Annotated in this window: 16 protein-coding genes; 9 read left to right on the plus strand and 7 right to left on the minus strand. The window is 50.4% G+C overall.

Annotation, left to right across the window (positions count from 1 at the left end; genetic code table 11):
• The first annotated feature begins 34 nt into the window (after window positions 1–34).
• From C2M35_RS11215 to galE, 3 genes are read left to right on the plus strand one after another with little or no spacing between them, the layout of a single operon-like run.
• Window positions 35–1,201, plus strand: a complete 1,167-nt coding sequence (locus C2M35_RS11215) for a nucleotide sugar dehydrogenase (RefSeq protein ID WP_105265359.1) — start codon at window positions 35–37, stop codon at window positions 1,199–1,201.
• An 11-nt stretch (window positions 1,202–1,212) separates the two neighbouring features.
• On the plus strand, window positions 1,213–2,214 hold the full coding sequence (locus C2M35_RS11220; protein ID WP_105265360.1) for an NAD-dependent epimerase: 1,002 nt from the start codon (window positions 1,213–1,215) through the stop codon (window positions 2,212–2,214).
• 19 nt (window positions 2,215–2,233) lie between these two features.
• The gene (gene galE, locus C2M35_RS11225) at window positions 2,234–3,247 is read left to right on the plus strand and encodes a UDP-glucose 4-epimerase GalE (RefSeq protein ID WP_105265361.1); all 1,014 of its coding nucleotides are present in this window, start codon (window positions 2,234–2,236) and stop codon (window positions 3,245–3,247) included.
• Window positions 3,248–3,326: 79 nt separating this feature from the next.
• Here galE and C2M35_RS11230 read toward each other — a convergent pair whose 3' ends face one another.
• Entirely contained in the window at window positions 3,327–4,691 is a 1,365-nt protein-coding gene (locus C2M35_RS11230; protein WP_105265362.1) for an MBL fold metallo-hydrolase RNA specificity domain-containing protein, read from the minus strand.
• Between the two features lie 88 nt (window positions 4,692–4,779).
• Window positions 4,780–5,478 (minus strand): 16S rRNA pseudouridine(516) synthase RsuA, encoded by a 699-nt coding sequence (gene rsuA / locus C2M35_RS11235; RefSeq protein WP_105265363.1) that lies wholly within the window; start codon window positions 5,476–5,478, stop codon window positions 4,780–4,782.
• 54 nt (window positions 5,479–5,532) lie between these two features.
• Here rsuA and zapE point away from each other — a divergent pair, with 54 nt between their 5' ends.
• A complete protein-coding gene (zapE, locus tag C2M35_RS11240; protein ID WP_234000054.1) occupies window positions 5,533–6,666 on the plus strand; it encodes a cell division protein ZapE in 1,134 nt (377 codons plus the stop codon).
• Window positions 6,667–6,747: 81 nt separating this feature from the next.
• On the opposite strand, the gene slmA is transcribed toward zapE, so the two are convergent.
• Together slmA and coaBC are read right to left on the minus strand one after the other, a co-directional pair.
• A complete protein-coding gene (gene slmA, locus C2M35_RS11245) occupies window positions 6,748–7,335 on the minus strand; it encodes a nucleoid occlusion factor SlmA (RefSeq protein WP_105199418.1) in 588 nt (195 codons plus the stop codon).
• Window positions 7,336–7,430: 95 nt separating this feature from the next.
• Window positions 7,431–8,618: a bifunctional phosphopantothenoylcysteine decarboxylase/phosphopantothenate--cysteine ligase CoaBC gene (gene coaBC, locus C2M35_RS11250; protein WP_442792756.1), complete on the minus strand. Its 1,188-nt coding sequence runs from the start codon at window positions 8,616–8,618 to the stop codon at window positions 7,431–7,433.
• Window positions 8,619–8,735: 117 nt separating this feature from the next.
• Here coaBC and radC point away from each other — a divergent pair, with 117 nt between their 5' ends.
• The 3 genes from radC (at window position 8,736) to rpmG (ending at window position 10,141) form a co-directional block, all read left to right on the plus strand.
• Window positions 8,736–9,410 (plus strand): RadC family protein, encoded by a 675-nt coding sequence (gene radC, locus C2M35_RS11255; protein WP_105199420.1) that lies wholly within the window; start codon window positions 8,736–8,738, stop codon window positions 9,408–9,410.
• Between the two features lie 326 nt (window positions 9,411–9,736).
• Complete coding sequence (gene rpmB, locus C2M35_RS11260) at window positions 9,737–9,973, plus strand: 50S ribosomal protein L28 (protein WP_105199421.1); 237 nt, start codon at window positions 9,737–9,739, stop codon at window positions 9,971–9,973.
• Between the two features lie 12 nt (window positions 9,974–9,985).
• Complete coding sequence (rpmG, locus tag C2M35_RS11265) at window positions 9,986–10,141, plus strand: 50S ribosomal protein L33 (protein ID WP_005493124.1); 156 nt, start codon at window positions 9,986–9,988, stop codon at window positions 10,139–10,141.
• A 78-nt stretch (window positions 10,142–10,219) separates the two neighbouring features.
• Here rpmG and C2M35_RS11270 read toward each other — a convergent pair whose 3' ends face one another.
• Entirely contained in the window at window positions 10,220–12,073 is a 1,854-nt protein-coding gene (locus C2M35_RS11270) for a cation:proton antiporter (RefSeq protein ID WP_105265365.1), read from the minus strand.
• Between the two features lie 550 nt (window positions 12,074–12,623).
• Between C2M35_RS11270 and proB the strand changes: the two genes are divergently transcribed.
• Both proB and C2M35_RS11280 read left to right on the plus strand, forming a co-directional pair.
• The gene (proB, locus tag C2M35_RS11275) at window positions 12,624–13,730 is read left to right on the plus strand and encodes a glutamate 5-kinase (protein ID WP_105199423.1); all 1,107 of its coding nucleotides are present in this window, start codon (window positions 12,624–12,626) and stop codon (window positions 13,728–13,730) included.
• On the plus strand, window positions 13,727–14,974 hold the full coding sequence (locus C2M35_RS11280; protein WP_105265366.1) for a glutamate-5-semialdehyde dehydrogenase: 1,248 nt from the start codon (window positions 13,727–13,729) through the stop codon (window positions 14,972–14,974). The genes proB and C2M35_RS11280 overlap by 4 nt, the downstream gene beginning before the upstream one ends.
• A 77-nt stretch (window positions 14,975–15,051) precedes the next feature.
• Here the strand turns inward: C2M35_RS11280 and C2M35_RS11285 are convergent, their stop codons facing one another.
• A complete protein-coding gene (locus C2M35_RS11285) occupies window positions 15,052–15,771 on the minus strand; it encodes a glycerophosphodiester phosphodiesterase (protein ID WP_105258023.1) in 720 nt (239 codons plus the stop codon).
• Complete coding sequence (locus C2M35_RS11290) at window positions 15,768–16,631, minus strand: DMT family transporter (RefSeq protein ID WP_105265367.1); 864 nt, start codon at window positions 16,629–16,631, stop codon at window positions 15,768–15,770. Before C2M35_RS11290 ends, C2M35_RS11285 begins: the two co-directional genes overlap by 4 nt.
• Between the last annotated feature and the right edge of the window lie 225 nt (window positions 16,632–16,856).

Raw genomic sequence — 16,856 nt, forward strand, 5'->3', positions numbered from 1 at the left:
ATTGCTTTGAACCTAGTTTACACAGAAGATTGTTATGAAAATTACTATAGTTGGTACCGGCTACGTCGGTCTGTCTAATGCAGTACTTTTGGCGCAACACAATGAAGTGGTTGCCCTGGATATCGACAGTAACAAAGTTGCTTTATTAAATAAGCAAGAATCACCCATAATCGACAAAGAAATCAGTCACTTTTTGCAACATAAGTCACTTAACCTTGCCGCCACCACGGATAAAGAAATGGCGCTGCAGGGGGCTGAGTATGTGGTGATAGCCACGCCCACCGACTATGATCCAGAGACCAATTACTTTAACACTCAAACCGTGGAAAAGGTGATTGAGGATGTGCTTCACATCAACCCGGCCGCGCTGATCGTTATCAAATCAACCGTGCCAGTAGGTTACACCAAAAGCATCAAGGAAAGGTTTGGCGTTAATAATATCCTCTTCTCGCCGGAGTTTCTGCGTGAGGGCAAGGCGCTGCACGATAACCTATATCCATCGCGTATTATTGTTGGTGAGCAAAGTGAGCGCGCAGCTAAGTTTGCGGCCCTTTTACAGCGAGGTGCAGAAAAAACAGATGTGGATGTGTTGCTGACTAATTCCACCGAAGCCGAAGCCATTAAGCTGTTCTCCAACACTTACCTTGCCATGCGTGTCGCCTATTTTAATGAGCTGGACAGCTATGCAGAGTCGCACGGTTTGGATGCCCGTCAGGTAATTGAAGGGGTGGGCTTAGATCCGCGTATCGGCAGTCATTATAATAATCCTTCGTTTGGCTACGGCGGTTACTGCTTACCAAAAGATACCAAGCAGTTGCTGGCCAACTATAAGGATGTGCCCAACAATATGATCCGCGCCATAGTTGATGCCAACACTACGCGTAAGGATTTTATCGCCGACTCAATCATTAAACGCGCCCCTAAGGTTGTAGGTGTGTATCGCCTGGTGATGAAGACCGGCTCGGATAATTTCAGGGCGTCGGCTATTCAGGGCGTAATGAAGCGTATTAAAGCCAAGGGTATCGAAGTGCTGATATATGAGCCTACGCTCGAGTCGGACACCTTTTTCCATTCTAAGGTCACCACCTCGCTTGAGGAACTCAAGCAGTGCTCTGATGTCATAATCTCTAATAGGATGACCGATGAATTGAGTGATGTCGCGGATAAGGTGTACACTCGCGACCTGTTTGGCAGTGATTAATAAGGGTAGCTATGAAGTATTTAGTAACGGGCGCCGCGGGTTTTATAGGCGCCGCGGTCAGTGACAAGCTATTGGCACAGGGCCATGAAGTTGTTGGCATAGATAACCTTAATGATTATTATGATGTTGCCCTAAAAACGGCGCGCCTTGAGCACATAAAGCACGAACGTTTTACTTTTATTGAGTTGGATCTTATTCAGCAGCAGGCGCTGGCGCAACTATTCGAGCAGGAAAAGTTTGACCGCGTTATTCACTTAGCGGCCCAGGCCGGTGTGCGTTACTCTATTGATAACCCTCATGCCTACGCCGAAAGCAATCTGTTTGGCCACCTAAATATCTTAGAAGCCTGTCGCCATAATCAGATTGAGCACTTGGTATATGCGTCATCCAGCTCTGTCTATGGTTTAAATGAAACCACGCCTTTTTCTACCAGTGATTCCGTTGACCACCCGGTTTCACTCTATGCGGCGACCAAGAAGTCCAACGAAGTAATGGCTCATAGCTATTCTCATTTATATGGTTTGCCAACTACCGGGCTGCGTTTCTTTACCGTGTATGGTCCTTGGGGCCGCCCGGATATGGCTCCCTACATTTTCACCAAGAAAATCCTTAACGGTGAAACCATAGACGTGAATAACCATGGTGACATGTGGCGCGATTTTACCTATATCGACGACATTGTCGAAGGTGTGGTGCGTATTGCCGATGTGGTGCCCGAGCCGAACCCGGAGTGGAAGGTTGAGTCTGGCTCGCCGGCCACTAGCTCGGCTCCTTACAAGGTTTACAACATCGGCCATGGCAGCCCTGTTAATCTGATGGACTTTATTAAGGCCATTGAAGATGAGCTGGGTATCGAAGCGGTGAAAAACTTCCGCGAAATGCAGCCGGGCGATGTGTATAAAACCTATGCCGATACCGAAGATCTTTTTACTGCAACCGGCTATCGCCCTCAGGTCGATGTTACCTCCGGGGTGAAGCAATTGGTTAAATGGTACAAAGGTTTTTACGCCTAATTTTTGACAGGGATAGATTATGAAAATCTTAGTGACCGGCGGAGCCGGTTATATCGGCTCACACACGGTACTTGAGTTGCTTGAGCAGGGCAGTGAAGTGCTGGTCTTTGATAACCTGAGCAACAGCTCGCAAGAGTCGCTACGTCGCGTTGAGGCGCTAACGGGTAAGAGCGTGGCCTTTGTTCAAGGTGATATTCGCGATAAAGCGGCGTTGGATAAGGTGTTTAGCGATCATCATATCACCGCCGTGGTACATTTTGCTGGCCTTAAGGCTGTGGGCGAGTCGGTGAGCAAGCCAGTGATGTATTACCAAAATAATGTCCAGGGGTCGCTTACCCTGATTGAAGCGATGCGCGAAGCCGAAGTGTTCTCTTTGGTATTTAGCTCATCCGCCACGGTTTATGGCGACCCGCAAACCTTGCCCATAGATGAAAATGCCCCCGTGGGCGGCACCACCAACCCTTATGGCACCTCTAAATTGATGGTGGAGCGGATTCTGGAAGATGTAGCCAAGTCCGATCCCCGTTGGCGCTTTGCTATCTTGCGCTACTTTAATCCGGTTGGCGCTCATCACAGCGGACAAATTGGTGAAGACCCTAACGGCATTCCCAATAACCTCTTGCCTTATATCTCTCAGGTAGCCGTAGGTAAGCTGGAGAAGCTGGCGGTATTTGGGGACGATTACCCTACCAAAGACGGCACCGGAGTGCGCGATTACATTCATGTTGTCGACCTAGCCTTGGGTCACCTTAAAGCCCTGGACTGGCTTGCTGAACACAGCGGTGTGCATATTTATAACCTGGGTACCGGCAACGGTTACTCGGTATTGGAAATGGTGCAGGCCTTGGAGCAGGTGGCCGACAAGCCCGTGCCTTATCAAATCGCCCCGCGTCGCGATGGCGATATCGCCACCTGTTATGCCAGTGCGCAAAAAGCTTTGAATGAGCTGGGATGGCAGGCAGAGCGCGGCTTAATGCAAATGATGCAGGATGCTTGGCGCTGGCAAAGCCAAAACCCCAATGGTTATGAGTAATAACCTGTAGGTCGGTGCTCTGCGCCGACAAAGCTAACTATGTGCATATTTGTCGGCCTAAAGGCCGACCTACAACGCCTTAGGTCGCGATTTCTATCTTCACTTCGCCTTTGAGGCTTTCTTTAAGTTTATCCGCAAGCGCTTGCTTTGCCTCTGTATCACCATGCACTATTTTGATATGTCTTGGCTTCTTCGTCATGCCGCTAACAAATCGCACTAAATTGGCCTGATCCGCATGAGCGCTGTAACCGCTAATGGTATGTATCTGTGCTTTAATATCGATCCTTTGCTTATTTAACAACACATAACCACCGCGCGGGCCGTATTTTTGAATATCACGTCCGGGCGTTCCCTGGCCCTGATAGCCGACAAAGATCACATCGGTACGGGGATCTCCTATAAAAGCTTCCAGGTAATTCACTATGCGCCCGCCGCTGCACATGCCACTGGCGGCGATCACAATCGCCGGCTTTTGCCTCTGCTTAAGATAACTCAGAGTTTGTACATGCTCCTGGTGGCTATCCAGGGTATACAGATGTTCAAAGTTAAGGGGATGGCGGCCCTTGGCCACACGTGCCTTGGCCTCTTTATCCCAGAGCGATTTAAAGTGTCTATATTCGCTGGTGAAATTGGCGGCCATGGGGGAGTCGATAATCACCTCAATGTCCCGCCAAAAAGATCGTTTTGGGGCACTGTGGATGATCTGCTCCAGCTCGTAGAGCAGCTCCTGAGTTCGGCCTATGCTAAAGGCGGGAATCAGCACCACGCCGTTATCGCGTACCGCCTTTTCAATCACTTCCTTAAGTCGTTTACTGCGGTTTTTACGCCCCTGATGCAGGGTATCGCCATAGGTAGACTCAATCACCAGGGTGTCGGCCTTATAGGGTGGTTTAGGTGCCGGTAGCAAGGGCGTGTGGGGTGCGCCTAAGTCTCCGGAAAACACCACTCGTTGCGCCTGCTTTCCTTGGCCTACATCGATTTCGATATAGGCGGAGCCGAGAATATGTCCGGCCCGTTGCAGGCGAAAGCGCAATGGGGTCTTAAATTGCTCCAGCATTTGCCACTGTTTAAAGGGGAGCGGTACCAGTTGCTGGCGAATAAGCCTTAAGCAGGTGGCAACCAGTTGCTCATCTTCTGTGACGCCAATTTTTAGAGCATCTTCAATCACTAGGGGAAGCAGGGCGGCAGTGGCTTCGGAGGCGTAAATCGGGCCGCTAAAACCGGCGGCAAGCAGGTAGGGGATACGACCCACATGGTCGATATGGCAGTGGGTTACTAGGAGTGCCCGCACCGTACTGATATCAAATTCGATGCCGAGCTCCTGGCGCGCTTCAAGCCCTTGAAACAGGCCGCAGTCGACCAATAAGGACTCGCTCTCGCTCACCTTCAACTGGTGGCAAGAGCCGGTCACGCCATTTACCGCTCCGTGGTGAATGATTTCCATTGCTACTCATAGGCTTAATCGGTACATACCTATTACTATAGGTGAACCGCACACCAGTGCAATGGACTTTTCCTGAGGACACTTAGCGCTAGAGCGCGATTTCCTCTTCGCTCAGGAGACGGTACTCACCCGGGGCGAGATCCGGGTCAAGTTCTATGCCGGCAATGGCTTCGCGGTGCAAGGTCACCACCTTGTTACCAACCGCGGCCAGCATGCGCTTAACCTGATGGTATTTGCCTTCGACTATATGCAGGCGAATTTGGTATGGCGCCAACACTTCGACCTTGGCGGGTAGGGTGAGGTCGCGCTCACCATGAAGCTGCACACCTTGCTCAAGTTCACTAACCGCTTGCTCTGAAAGCGGCTCGGCCAGCTCGACCAGATAGGTTTTGAATTTTTGCTTTTTCGGGCTGGTGATCTGGTGGCTCCATTGACCATCATTGCTGATCAACACCAAACCCGTGGTGTCTATGTCTAAGCGTCCGGCAATGTGTAACTCGCTCAGGTTGGGCTCATCAAGCAGTTCAAACACGGTGGCATGGAGCTCATCGCTATTGGCGCACACATAACCTTCCGGCTTATTGAGCATAAAGTAGCGTATCCCTTGATAGGTGAGAATCTCACCATCGAGCATAATTTCATCTTGTTCAGTCACTGCTTGATCAAGCTGCCTAGTGACTTCTCCGTTGACGGTGACACGCTTTTTCTTAATGGCGGCTTTGGCGTGAGTGCGCGGAATTTCCGCCAGGTTGCTAATAAACTTGTCTAATCGGCAGGGGAACTTCATTGGGGACGGGCTTAAACTTGGTTACAATGGCGCGAGTATAGCCCATGCCGCATAGTGAAAACAGCCACCTTGAGTAAAATCCTCGACCAATACAGCCAGCTTATTGGCAATAAAGAGATCCTCGCCGATCCCGTGCAGTTGCGTGCGATCAAGGCGCTGGCAAAGCTGGCGTCGGCTTTGGAGGCAGACCAAGCATCCCCTCGCTTTTTCTGGCAGCGCAAACGCCTTATTCACGGGCTTTATTTACATGGTCCGGTAGGGCGGGGCAAGTCCATGCTGATGGACTTATTTTATGAGCAGATAGCGATAGCAAATAAACAGCGCCTACACTTTCATCACTTTATGGCCTGGGTGCATGAGCGCTTGCAGGCATTGCAAGGGACTAAAAATCCCATGCGACAACTTGCCAATGACTATGCGTCGCAGACACGCTTGCTCTGCTTTGATGAATTCTTTGTCAGCGATATCGGTGATGCCATGATCATGGCACGCCTGTTCGAAGCCCTGTTTGCCGAAGGCGTGGTACTGGTTGCAACCAGTAACTGCCAGCCCCATGAGTTATACCGCAATGGCCTACAGCGCGCCCGTTTTGAGCCGACAATTGCCTTAATTGAAGCTCATTGTCAGGTCTGTGATGTCAGCGGCGAGCAAGATTATCGTCTGCACGGGTTTAACGGCTTTCGGCATTTTATCGAGTATCAGCCGGAGCGCCTGTTGCAGCGTTTTAGCAAGGAGCAAAAACAAGCTGCCCACAGCCAGGCCTTGTTGATCCACTATAGGGCCGTGCGTTTTCAAGCCCTCGGTGAGCGCGCCGCCTGTATCGATTTCCTTGAGCTATGTGGGTTGGGGCGATCCAGTGCCGATTATATGTTTCTCGCCCAGCGTTTCGATGTGCTCTACGTGGATAAGGTACCCTTAATGGGCGTGGAAAAAGTACAACACTTTACCGCTCAAGGCATTGAAGAGGGCTACATACGTGAGCGGGAGCAGATCAGTCATGCCCTGTTTGACGATGAGGCAAGGCGTTTTATTGCGCTGGTGGATGAGTTCTACGACACGGGGAAATTGATTGTCATTGCCGCTCAGGGGGAGCTGACTCATTTATACCAGGGCGAGCGTTTGGCGTTTGAATTTGCCCGTACCCAGTCGCGTTTGATCGAGATGCAGCGCTGGCCATTACCCCTGTAGGTCGGGGTTCACCCCGACAAAGATGCACCATTTTTTGATATGTCGGCGCAAGCACCGACCTATAAGGTGCGAGGGGGGGAGCTACAACCAGATCTTTTGCAGCTCTTGCCACTGCTTCTCAAACTGAGCACTGGGCTTGGCGGTAAAGTTAGAGCGCACAAACTGGTTCATCTTGCCTTCCACATAGGCAAGGAACAGGTTGGCCAATGTGGCTTCGTCGCTGGCAAAAGCCTTACCTTCGCGCAGCTTACGTTCACGTAGAACTTGCTTAAACTGGGTTTCCAGCTTTTCAAACAGGCTTTGGATGCGCTCGCGCAGACGCTCATTTTCCCCTTGCAGGGCGTCGCCGGTCAGGATGCGGGTGATGCCCGGATTCTTCTCGGCAAAAGCCAACACCAGCATCAGCATGTTATACACGCGGCTTTGCGTTTCTTTTTCGTTTTCTAAAATGATGTTGATGCGTGAGAGCAGGGTGTCTTCGATAAACTCGATTAAGCCTTCGAACATACGTGCCTTGCTTGGAAAGTGACGATACAGCGCCGCTTCCGATACCCCCACCTCAGCTGCCAGCTTGGCGGTGGTAATACGTTGACCTGGGCTAGTCTCTAACATTTGCGCTAGTGATTGGAGAATCTGCTCTTTGCGATTAGTGCGGCGTGTGGCAGCCATGGCGTTCCTTTTTAAAGCTCTTTAGTGGTCTTTGACCTTTATTATGAACGCCATCTTAATGCTTTCTGAAATCCCTTTCCAGTTTTTTACATGCTTTAAATCAACTTTGCAGCAATATTTTCCATGACAGTGAGCGCTAACTTATGCTTGTCGGTTAATGGCAGGCTTAGTTCGCTGTCGGCGCTAAACAAGGTCAGGGCATTGCTGTCGCTGTTAAAGCCTTGTCCCTGTTTTGCCACGTCGTTGGCACAGATCATATCCAGGTTTTTATTGCGCAATTTGCCCTTGGCATAAGTGGCAACATCCTGAGTTTCGGCGGCAAAGCCAACGGTAAACGGACGCTGCTTTGTTAAGGCGGCAACGTCGGCAATAATGTCCGGGTTTTTCACCAAAGTCAGGGTCAGCTCATCGCCTTGTTTCTTCATTTTTTGTTCGGCGATATCGGCGGCGCGATAATCTGCAACCGCGGCACAGCCAATAAAAATATCCGACTGCGGCGCTAAGGCCAATGCTTGTTGGTGCATTTCCAGTGCGCTTTGAACACCATACACTTGGCATTGCGCCGGTGGCGTCAGGCTCACCGGGCCGGAGATCAAATTCACCTTAGCGCCCAGAGCCAGTGCCGCTTCGGCCAGGGCATAGCCCATTTTCCCCGAACTATGATTGGTAATATAACGCACCGGATCGAGCGCCTCGCGGGTTGGTCCAGCGGTGATGGTGACAGTTTTGCCCGCTAATACCGGCTCGTGGGCGGGTGTGCAGATAAGCTCTACTAATTCCATCGGCTCCAGCATACGTCCGGCACCCACATCGCCACAGGCCTGCTCGCCGCTGCCCGGGCCCCAGATGGCGACACCGCGTTGAGCCAAGGTGGTTAAATTCGCTTTGGTGGCCGGGTGGGCATACATTTGTTGATTCATCGCCGGGGCGATGGCAACGTCGGCATCCGTGGCCAGCAATAAGGTGGTGAGAAGATCATCGGCAATGCCGGCAGCCATTTTGGCAATGATGTTCGCCGTTGCCGGGGCAACTAAAATCAGATCCGCCCATTTGGCAAATTCGATATGGCCCATGGCCGCTTCGGCTTGAGGGTCGAGCAGGGAGTCCGACACCATTTCACCGGATACCGCCTGCATGGTCAGTGGCGTGATAAAGTGTTTGGCACTGTCGGTCATCACCACTTTAACCTCACAACCGCGCTCTTTAAGGCGACGTGTTAACTCGGCACATTTGTAGGCGGCAATGCCGCCGCTGATCCCAAGGACCACTTTTTTGTTTTGCATAGCGAACAATAATTCAGTTGATATTTAAACGGGTATAACGCCCTAAACTGGGGTAAAAGATACCAGATGTCGGCCCCTTGCACTATAGTTTAGCAATTAGCAAAGCAAGGAGTGCTTATGCGTATCACCGACATCCCCCAGGCGCAAAGGCCGCGTGAGAAGCTGCTTGCCAGCGGCGCTCACAGCTTATCCGATGCCGAATTACTAGCGATTTTCTTTCGTACCGGTGTGCCCGGCGCCAATGCCGTGGAGCTGGCGCAGCAGGTGTTAAGCCACAGCCAGGGGCTGTCGCCCTTGTTGAGCGCCGAGCATGATGATTTTTGCCGCTGGCGCGGTATGGGCACGGCTAAGTATGTGCAATTACAGGCGGCTATCGAGTTGGCAAGACGACATTTGCTCAGCGCCTTAGAGCGCGACACCTTGTTTGATTCGCCGCAGGCGGTGCGTGATTTTTTGCTGCTTGAGCTAAAAACTCAGCAGCGGGAGCAGTTTTTAGTACTGTTTTTAGATGCGCAGCACCGCTTAATCACCAGGGAAGTCTTGTTTCAGGGCACCATAGATGCAGCGTCCGTCTATCCGCGCGAGGTGGTAAAGGCGGCACTGAAGCACAATGCGGCAGCGGTGATCTTGGCTCATAATCATCCCAGCGGCGTGGCCGAGCCCAGCCAGGCGGATAAACTGATCACCCATAAACTTACTCAGGGGTTGGCGCTGGTGGATATTCGGGTGCTGGATCACCTGGTTGTAGGCGGCAGTCAATGCGTGTCTTTTGCCGAGCAGGGACTGCTCTAAACGCTTTCCGTTATTTGTTGTTCCTTTCGGAGTATGTACTTAGTTCACACCGCGAGCAGAAGGCGTTTAGATGGTGCTCAGAGTAAAGCGCAAAAATAAACGCCTTTAGTGCAATTTAAATGCAGTTTTTGCTTTCCCTTTGCCGCCTAGATCTCTATAATTGGCCGCTATCAAAATTCATACATGAGCTGATTCTGAGATCAGGTTTCTTGATCTTTGCCTGTCTATGCTGTATAAAGAGCGCCCTTCGATTTATCCCGGGGCAGTATACAAAAAGGCCATAAGGGAAAATTAAGCTCGAGCGAAGTTATTGGAGATAAATAGACATGTCTAAAGTCTGTCAAGTTACAGGTAAGCGCCCAGTGGTAGGTAATCACCGCTCACACGCGCGCAATGCGACTAAGCGTCGTTTCCTACCTAACCTACAAACTCACCGTTTTTGGGTTGAAAGCGAAAAACGCTTTGTATCACTACGTACTACTACTAAAGGTATGCGTATTATCGATAAGAAAGGCATCGACGCGGTTCTAGCAGAAGTCCGTGCTCGCGGCGAAAAAGTTTAAGGAACCTAAGTCATGCGCGATAAGATTCGTCTAGTTTCAACTGCCGGTACTGGTTACTTCTACACTACCGACAAAAACAAGCGTAACATGCCTGAAAAAATGGAGATCAAAAAATACGATCCTAAAGTTCGTAAGCACGTGATCTTCAAAGAAGCGAAAATCAAGTAATTTGATTCTTAGCTTTTACAGCATATGCTAAAAAACCCGACTTTATGTCGGGTTTTTTGTTGCCTGATTTTTATTCCTTTAATTCGGATTCTTCGTTGCCTGCAACTGCGGATTTTTGCTTGAACCGTTTTGTTGAGCATCTTTGATCAGCGACATTTTCGGCGGCTGCAACGCGACAATTTTCTCCCCTTGCTCCGGCGGTCGCTCCATATCCTCGGTAATGATACGCACAGATTTCTCGGCACCAATAATAAATAGGGGAATGGCCTCGGCATTAAATTCCTGGTATTGCTGCCAGTCAAATTCTTCACTTAAGCGTGTTGCACTGACCTTGCCGCCCTTGGCTATCAGGCTGCTGAGCTTGGCGTAGGAGCCATTATCGCCAAAGAGGATCTGCCGTGATAAGAAGGTGGCACTGTCTTTATTGGCTTTGGCGTGGTTTTGCGAAGACTTTAAAGAGAACACCTTATTCTCCCCCAGCAAATGGCTAAAGTATTGAATACCCAAGGCATTGTGATGGCGGTTTGGCGACATGGCCAATACCTTATTGAGATTGCCAAGAGGGAGGTAACGCTCGGCATGCTCGGATTGCGGGTTGCCGTAGTAGCAGGGCAGGCCATCCATGCGTGCCATTTTGCAGTTTTCCCAGGCCGGATCGGAGAGATGCACATCTATGTCCTGATCTTTTAAGCCACGGGCAATGGCGCGAGAAACATGGTTGGCACCAATAAACAGCAGGGTTGATGGCGCCGGTTGGCGCACTTCCAGCAGTTTTGCTAAGGGTACGGCACTGAGACTGTTAAGCACGACTGTCACTATGATCACGGTAAAGATCAGCGGCACCATTTTATCGGCATCGAGGATACCGGCTTCGGCCATACTGAGGGCGAATACCGAGCCCACGGCTGCGGCGACTATGCCTCGTGGTGCTATCCAGGCCAACATAATACGGGACTTTATCGGCAGGTCGCTGCCATAGGTGGAAAGCAAGATATTTAACGGACGCGCCACAAACAGCACTATGGCGAGGAAGAAAAACACCTGAGCATCCAGAGCCAGTAAATCCGATAACTCCAGGCGTGCCGCCAAGAGGATAAACAGGGTGGAGATAAGGATCATGGATAAGTCTTCTTTAAACTCCAGCACCGAGTCTATTTCCAAGTCATCCTGATTTGCCAACCAGATCCCAAATACTGTCACTGCCAACAGGCCCGACTCATGGCTGAGATGATTGGATACGGTGAAGCTTATCAGCACCAAAGCAAGGGTAAAGAATTTATGTAGATCGTAGGGCAGCCATTCACGACGAATAAGCTGAGTGGTGATCCAACCTGCGGCGGCGCCAAGTGAGAAGCCAACGCCTAAGGTGGTCACCAGGGCGCCCAAAGTATGGCTAAAGACATCGCTTTGACCTACCAGCATTACGGCCTCAAACACCAAGACAGCAAATAAGGCGCCAATGGGATCAATCACTATGCCTTCCCAGCGCAGCACTCGGTCAATATCCTGGGTTGGGCGCATGGCATTGAGCAGCGGCGCAATCACGGTCGGCCCGGTTACCACTAATACGGCACCCAGTACCGCGGCCACCCGCCAGTCCAGCTCAAGCAGTAAGTAAGCGCTGGTGCTGATCACCGCAAAGGTCACCAGCATGCCCACAGAGCACAGGTTTCGTACTACTTTGCCTATGCCTTTTAGCTCTCGAAAGTGCAGGGTTAATGCGCCTTCGAACAGGATCACCGCCACCGATAAGGAGACCACGGGGAAAAGCAGTTCACCCAATAGCTCATCGGGTTTGAGTAAGGAAGTGGCAGGTCCGAGTAGAAGACCGGTAAGAAGGAGGAATAAAATCGCGGGAACGCGAAAGGCCCAGGCGAGCCACTGTGCAATAACGCTGCATAGCGCAATTCCTGCAATATAAACAGCTGACATAAAAACCCTTTTAATCTATCCGTGAAATTTAAGTATGAGGTAAGTGAGCATCGATGACAATGTCGCTCGGCAAAATCCTAACCTTCAGCTGAGCCTTTTCAGCTGTTTATCGTCTGAGTGGAAATTAGTATCAGGTCTAACGTTTTTGTTTCGGTTTTAAATTCTGCCCTTTCATTGCAAGGTGATGGTGCTACGTAATATAAATAGGCTTTATGTTCTTTATTGCCCCGTTATCCTTGATATTTAGTGACAGATCCGCATAATAACCTTCGTACATAAAATATTAGAGTGCTAATTAATTGTGGTTTTGTGCTTTATGGAGCCAAGCAAACCACAACTGTTAGTGCTTTTTCTTAACTCCCTTGGGTTGTGGCTAAGCCTTATGCGTCAGTCGCTGTGCTGGCCAACCCTAGTTAATCACGGCCCGCTCCATAGCGGCTTTTTTATTGTTTAAATTAGGCCCTTTTTTCTTCGTGATATCGCCACGGCGATAGGCGAGGCTATGAGTTGGTTTATCACCTAAAACCCTGTTGGTAAGGATGTGAAGCACATGCAAACGTTTAAATGGCAACGTATCGTACTTAAAGTGGGCAGTGCCTTAATTGCGCCGGAGCAAAATGGTTGCAGCTCCCGCTATCTGCTCAGCATTGCGCAGTTTATTGTTCGTTGTCGGGCGCAAGGCATTGAGGTGATCTTGGTCTCCTCCGGCTCGGTAGCCGCCGGCTCACACCTGTTTCCGGCCGATAAAGCGCGCTCAGTGGCGATGAAAAAAGCCATGGCCGCGGCGGGACAAACTGAGATGATGGCGGCCTGGGACCGATTTTTCGATTTTCCTTCGGCGCAAATCTTACTGACTCATGGTGACTTGCGTGACCGTGAGCGCTATAAAAGTATTCGTGAAACCATCTTTACCCTGCTTGATCACGGTGTGCTGCCTATTATCAATGAGAACGACACTGTGACCACGGACGATCTTAGGGTGGGCGACAACGATAACCTGTCCGCCATGGTTGCGGCCGCCGCCGATGCGGATGCCCTGATGATTTGCTCTGACGTCGATGGCTTATTCGATAAAAACCCGAATTTACACAGTGATGCTGTGTTGTTGCCCGAGATAAGCAAGATCGACGATTCGATTTATGCTATGGCCGGCTGTGCTACCAGTGCCGTGGGCACAGGAGGCATGAAAACCAAAATTGAAGCGGCAGAGAAGGCAACTTCGCACGGGATCACCACCTTTATTCTAAATGGTTTTAAGGAACAAACTTTTAATCGTTTACTTGAGGGGGAGAATCCGGGCACTATCTTTATGCCGTATGAAAAGCCGATGCAAGAAGCGATTCACTGGCGCACACACACCGCCAGCGAGCAGGGTGAACTTGTGGTTGAAGGGAGTTTTACCGAGCCTCTGGATAAAAATAGCGAACAGCTTAATCCCCATGAGATAGTTGAGGTGCGGGGCGAGTTTGCGGTTGGCGACACCATTTTAGTGCGCAGCGACGATGGCACTAAGCTGGCCAAGGCCAGGGCTAACTACAGCAGTTGTTTGCTGAACTTTATAGCCGAGAACGAAAGCACAGAATTCAGCGATGAGGTGCAAGATTCAATCGGCCCGATTATTTCAGATGAAGACATCGCAGTATTGGAGAAATCATGAGTTTAGTTAAGGATATTTCCGCCCAAGCAGCCAAGGCCGCCAAAGTACTGGCCTTGCTTGATACCGAGAGTAAAAATACCGTATTGCGCGATATGGCCAAGGCGCTGCGCGACAATAAAGAGCAGATTAAAACACGCAATGAACAAGACCTTGCCCAGGCCCGTGACAACAACTTGGCCCCGGCCATGGTTGACCGTCTGACCCTGACCGATGACCGTATCGAAGATATGGCCGTTGGTATTGAAACCATTGCCGAGCTTGACGATCCTGTGGGCCAATTACGCTCGTTAGGCGAGCGTCCCAATGGCATCAAAATTACCAAGATGCGGGTGCCGCTTGGGGTGATCTGCATGATTTATGAGGCGCGCCCGAACGTAACCGCCGATGCCGGTGCCTTGTGTTTTAAATCAGGTAACGCGGTAATTTTACGTGGTGGTAAAGAGGCACTGGCCTCAAGCATGGCCATCGCCGAGGTGCTGCATCAGGTATTAGAGCAGCATAATTTACCAACGGCGCTGATCTCGGTGATCCCAGATCCAGACCGTGGTCTGCTGATGGAGCTGATGCGCCAGCGCGAGACCATTGACCTTATTATTCCTCGCGGTGGTGAAGGCCTGATTAACTTTGTCACCGAGAACAGCACCATTCCGGTGATCCAGCACTTTAAGGGCGTATGTCACCTTTATGTGGATAAGGACGCAGATTTGGATATTGCCCTAAATCTGCTGTTGAACGGTAAAACGCAGCGCACTGGGGTATGTAATGCCCTGGAAGGCCTAGTGGTGCATCAGGCTATTGCCCCGCAATTTTTACCTATAGCTGCCAAGGCCTTGGCCGAAAAAGGCGTGCGTATTAACGCCGACAGCCAGGCGGCACAGTACTTTGATGGCGCCAAGGTGATAGGTGAAGACGAGTTCGGTGAGGAATACCTAGACTTAGAAATTGCCGTGCGCATGGTAGAAGACTTTAACGCCGCGGTGGCCCATATAGATCGTTTTGGTAGCTTTCATACCGAGGTGATCTGCACCCAAAATGAGCAAACGGCGGCGCTGTTCCAACGCAGTGTGGATGCGTCTGTGGTTATGGTGAATGCATCATCACGCTTCTCAGATGGTTCACAGTTAGGCTTAGGTGCCGAAATTGGTATTGCCACTACCAAATTGCATGCCTACGGTCCAATGGGGCTGGAATCCCTTACCACGGAAAAATACCTGGTCAATGGTATTGGTCAGGTGCGTGACTAATAAGGATTCCTCTTAAGTAAGAAGCCGCTTGATAGCGGCTTTTTTTATGCGTGCTGCGACTCGGCTGACAAAGCGCTTTAAGCCATGCCTGCTTGGTTATCTCCATGCTGTGCCAAGACTTTTTTGGTATTGCATGGGAAGTTGGTAAAGACGCCATCTACCCCCAGTGCCTGCATGGTTAAAATATCTTCGTCTTTATCTACCGTGTAGGCATAGACCTCCAGCCCCCGCGCCTTTGCATCGGCGACAAACTGATGATTAACAAAGTTTTTATCCAAGTGCAGGCTATAGGCATTAAGACGCTGAGCAAATTCCGCATAGCCTAAGGGAATAGACGATGTTAATGCGCCAATTTTGACCCAGGGCAGATGTTGTTTCAACCATTGCAGTTGGTGGTGATCAAAAGAAGAAACAATAAGTTGATCGCGGTTGAGTCGGCCTTGGTCGACATTGTGCTCCAAGGTGCTGACCAGCTTATCGAGGGAAAAGGTGTGTTTTAACTCCAGGTTCAGCAGGGTCTTATTGCCTACCCAGTCAATCACATCTTGTAAGCCCGGCACCTTTTGTCCATTTCCGGCATCCACCCGCCTAATATCGGCAAAGGCGGTGGCATTAACCTTGCCTTGCCCCGAGGTGGTTCTGTCCAACCAGGAGTCGTGGATGATAACGTAGTCATCCAAACAGCTTTGCAGATCCAATTCAATGCCATCGACACCTATGTCTAACGCCGAGTTAATGGCGATTTCGGTGTTTTCCGGGTGGTTGCCGCTGGCTCCGCGGTGTGCAAAAACCTTCATTTTGGTTGCCTCGAGACTGACCAGGTTTCAAAAAGGGCAGCGCTGACTATCATCAGACCGCCGATTAACGTCGCCGTATCGGGACGCTCTTGCAGCAGCATAAACGCCAAAATGGTTGCGTACAAGGGCTGTAAACAAGAGATAAGCCCGGCGGTGGTGGCGCTGAGCCCTCGCAGAGAAGCTGCAAATAAGGCATGGGGCGCGGCGGTAAAAACAATGGCTACTAGGAGCAAGAGGGCAATGTCACGTTCGGGGATGTCTGTCACCGGCACCTCGACAAAAGCGCACAGCATCAGCGCCGCAACCAGGGTTTGGTAAAACATGGTTTGCGGGCCACTGTAATGGGTGAAATAACGCTTTTGGAAAATATTGCGCAGGGCAAAGCACAGCGCCGAAAACACCCCGGTAACTATCCCCAAAGTGACATCGTTGCCTAAATTCGCTTCGGGTACCAAGAGGTAAATGCCCCCACTTACCACTAAGGCACTGACTATATCCTTGGCTTTTGGCCATTGACGATGAAACAGGGGTTCTATTAAGACGGTCAGTACCGGATAACTGAAAAACGCGATTATGCCTATGGTGATCCCCGCCAGCTGCATGCCGGCAAAGTAAGTGACCCAATGTATGCCAACTATCATGCCTAGCCCAATGGCAATAGCATAATCTTTACGGCTGCTTAAACGTATACGCTGACCCTGAAAACCAAGCAGCAAGGCCAGGACGGCTGCGGCCACCGCGGTGCGATAGACTGTGATGTCTAAGGCCGAGAGATTGATCAACTTGGCAAACAGGGCGGTGCCGCCAAATAAGAGTACGGCAACGTGCAGATAAATAAGGCTTTGTTTATGGGGATTCATAACGGCAAGGCTGAATTTTTTGTCAGCATATCATGGCAATTAAGGCAGAGAAATGAAGGAGTCGGGCATTTTCGTGTAAATGCGACCAAGGGCTAATGCGCAGGTAAATGATTTTCTGGAAATGAAGTATTTAGTAAGAAAGTGGTGGAGCTAAGCAGGGTGAAAAACGCCCGAAAAAAGCACTGCTTTTTTAGTTTTGAACGCGAGGTAAGGATACCGAGCTGG

This window comes from Pseudoalteromonas sp. T1lg76, from assembly GCF_002964725.1.
GTDB lineage: Bacteria > Pseudomonadota > Gammaproteobacteria > Enterobacterales > Alteromonadaceae > Pseudoalteromonas.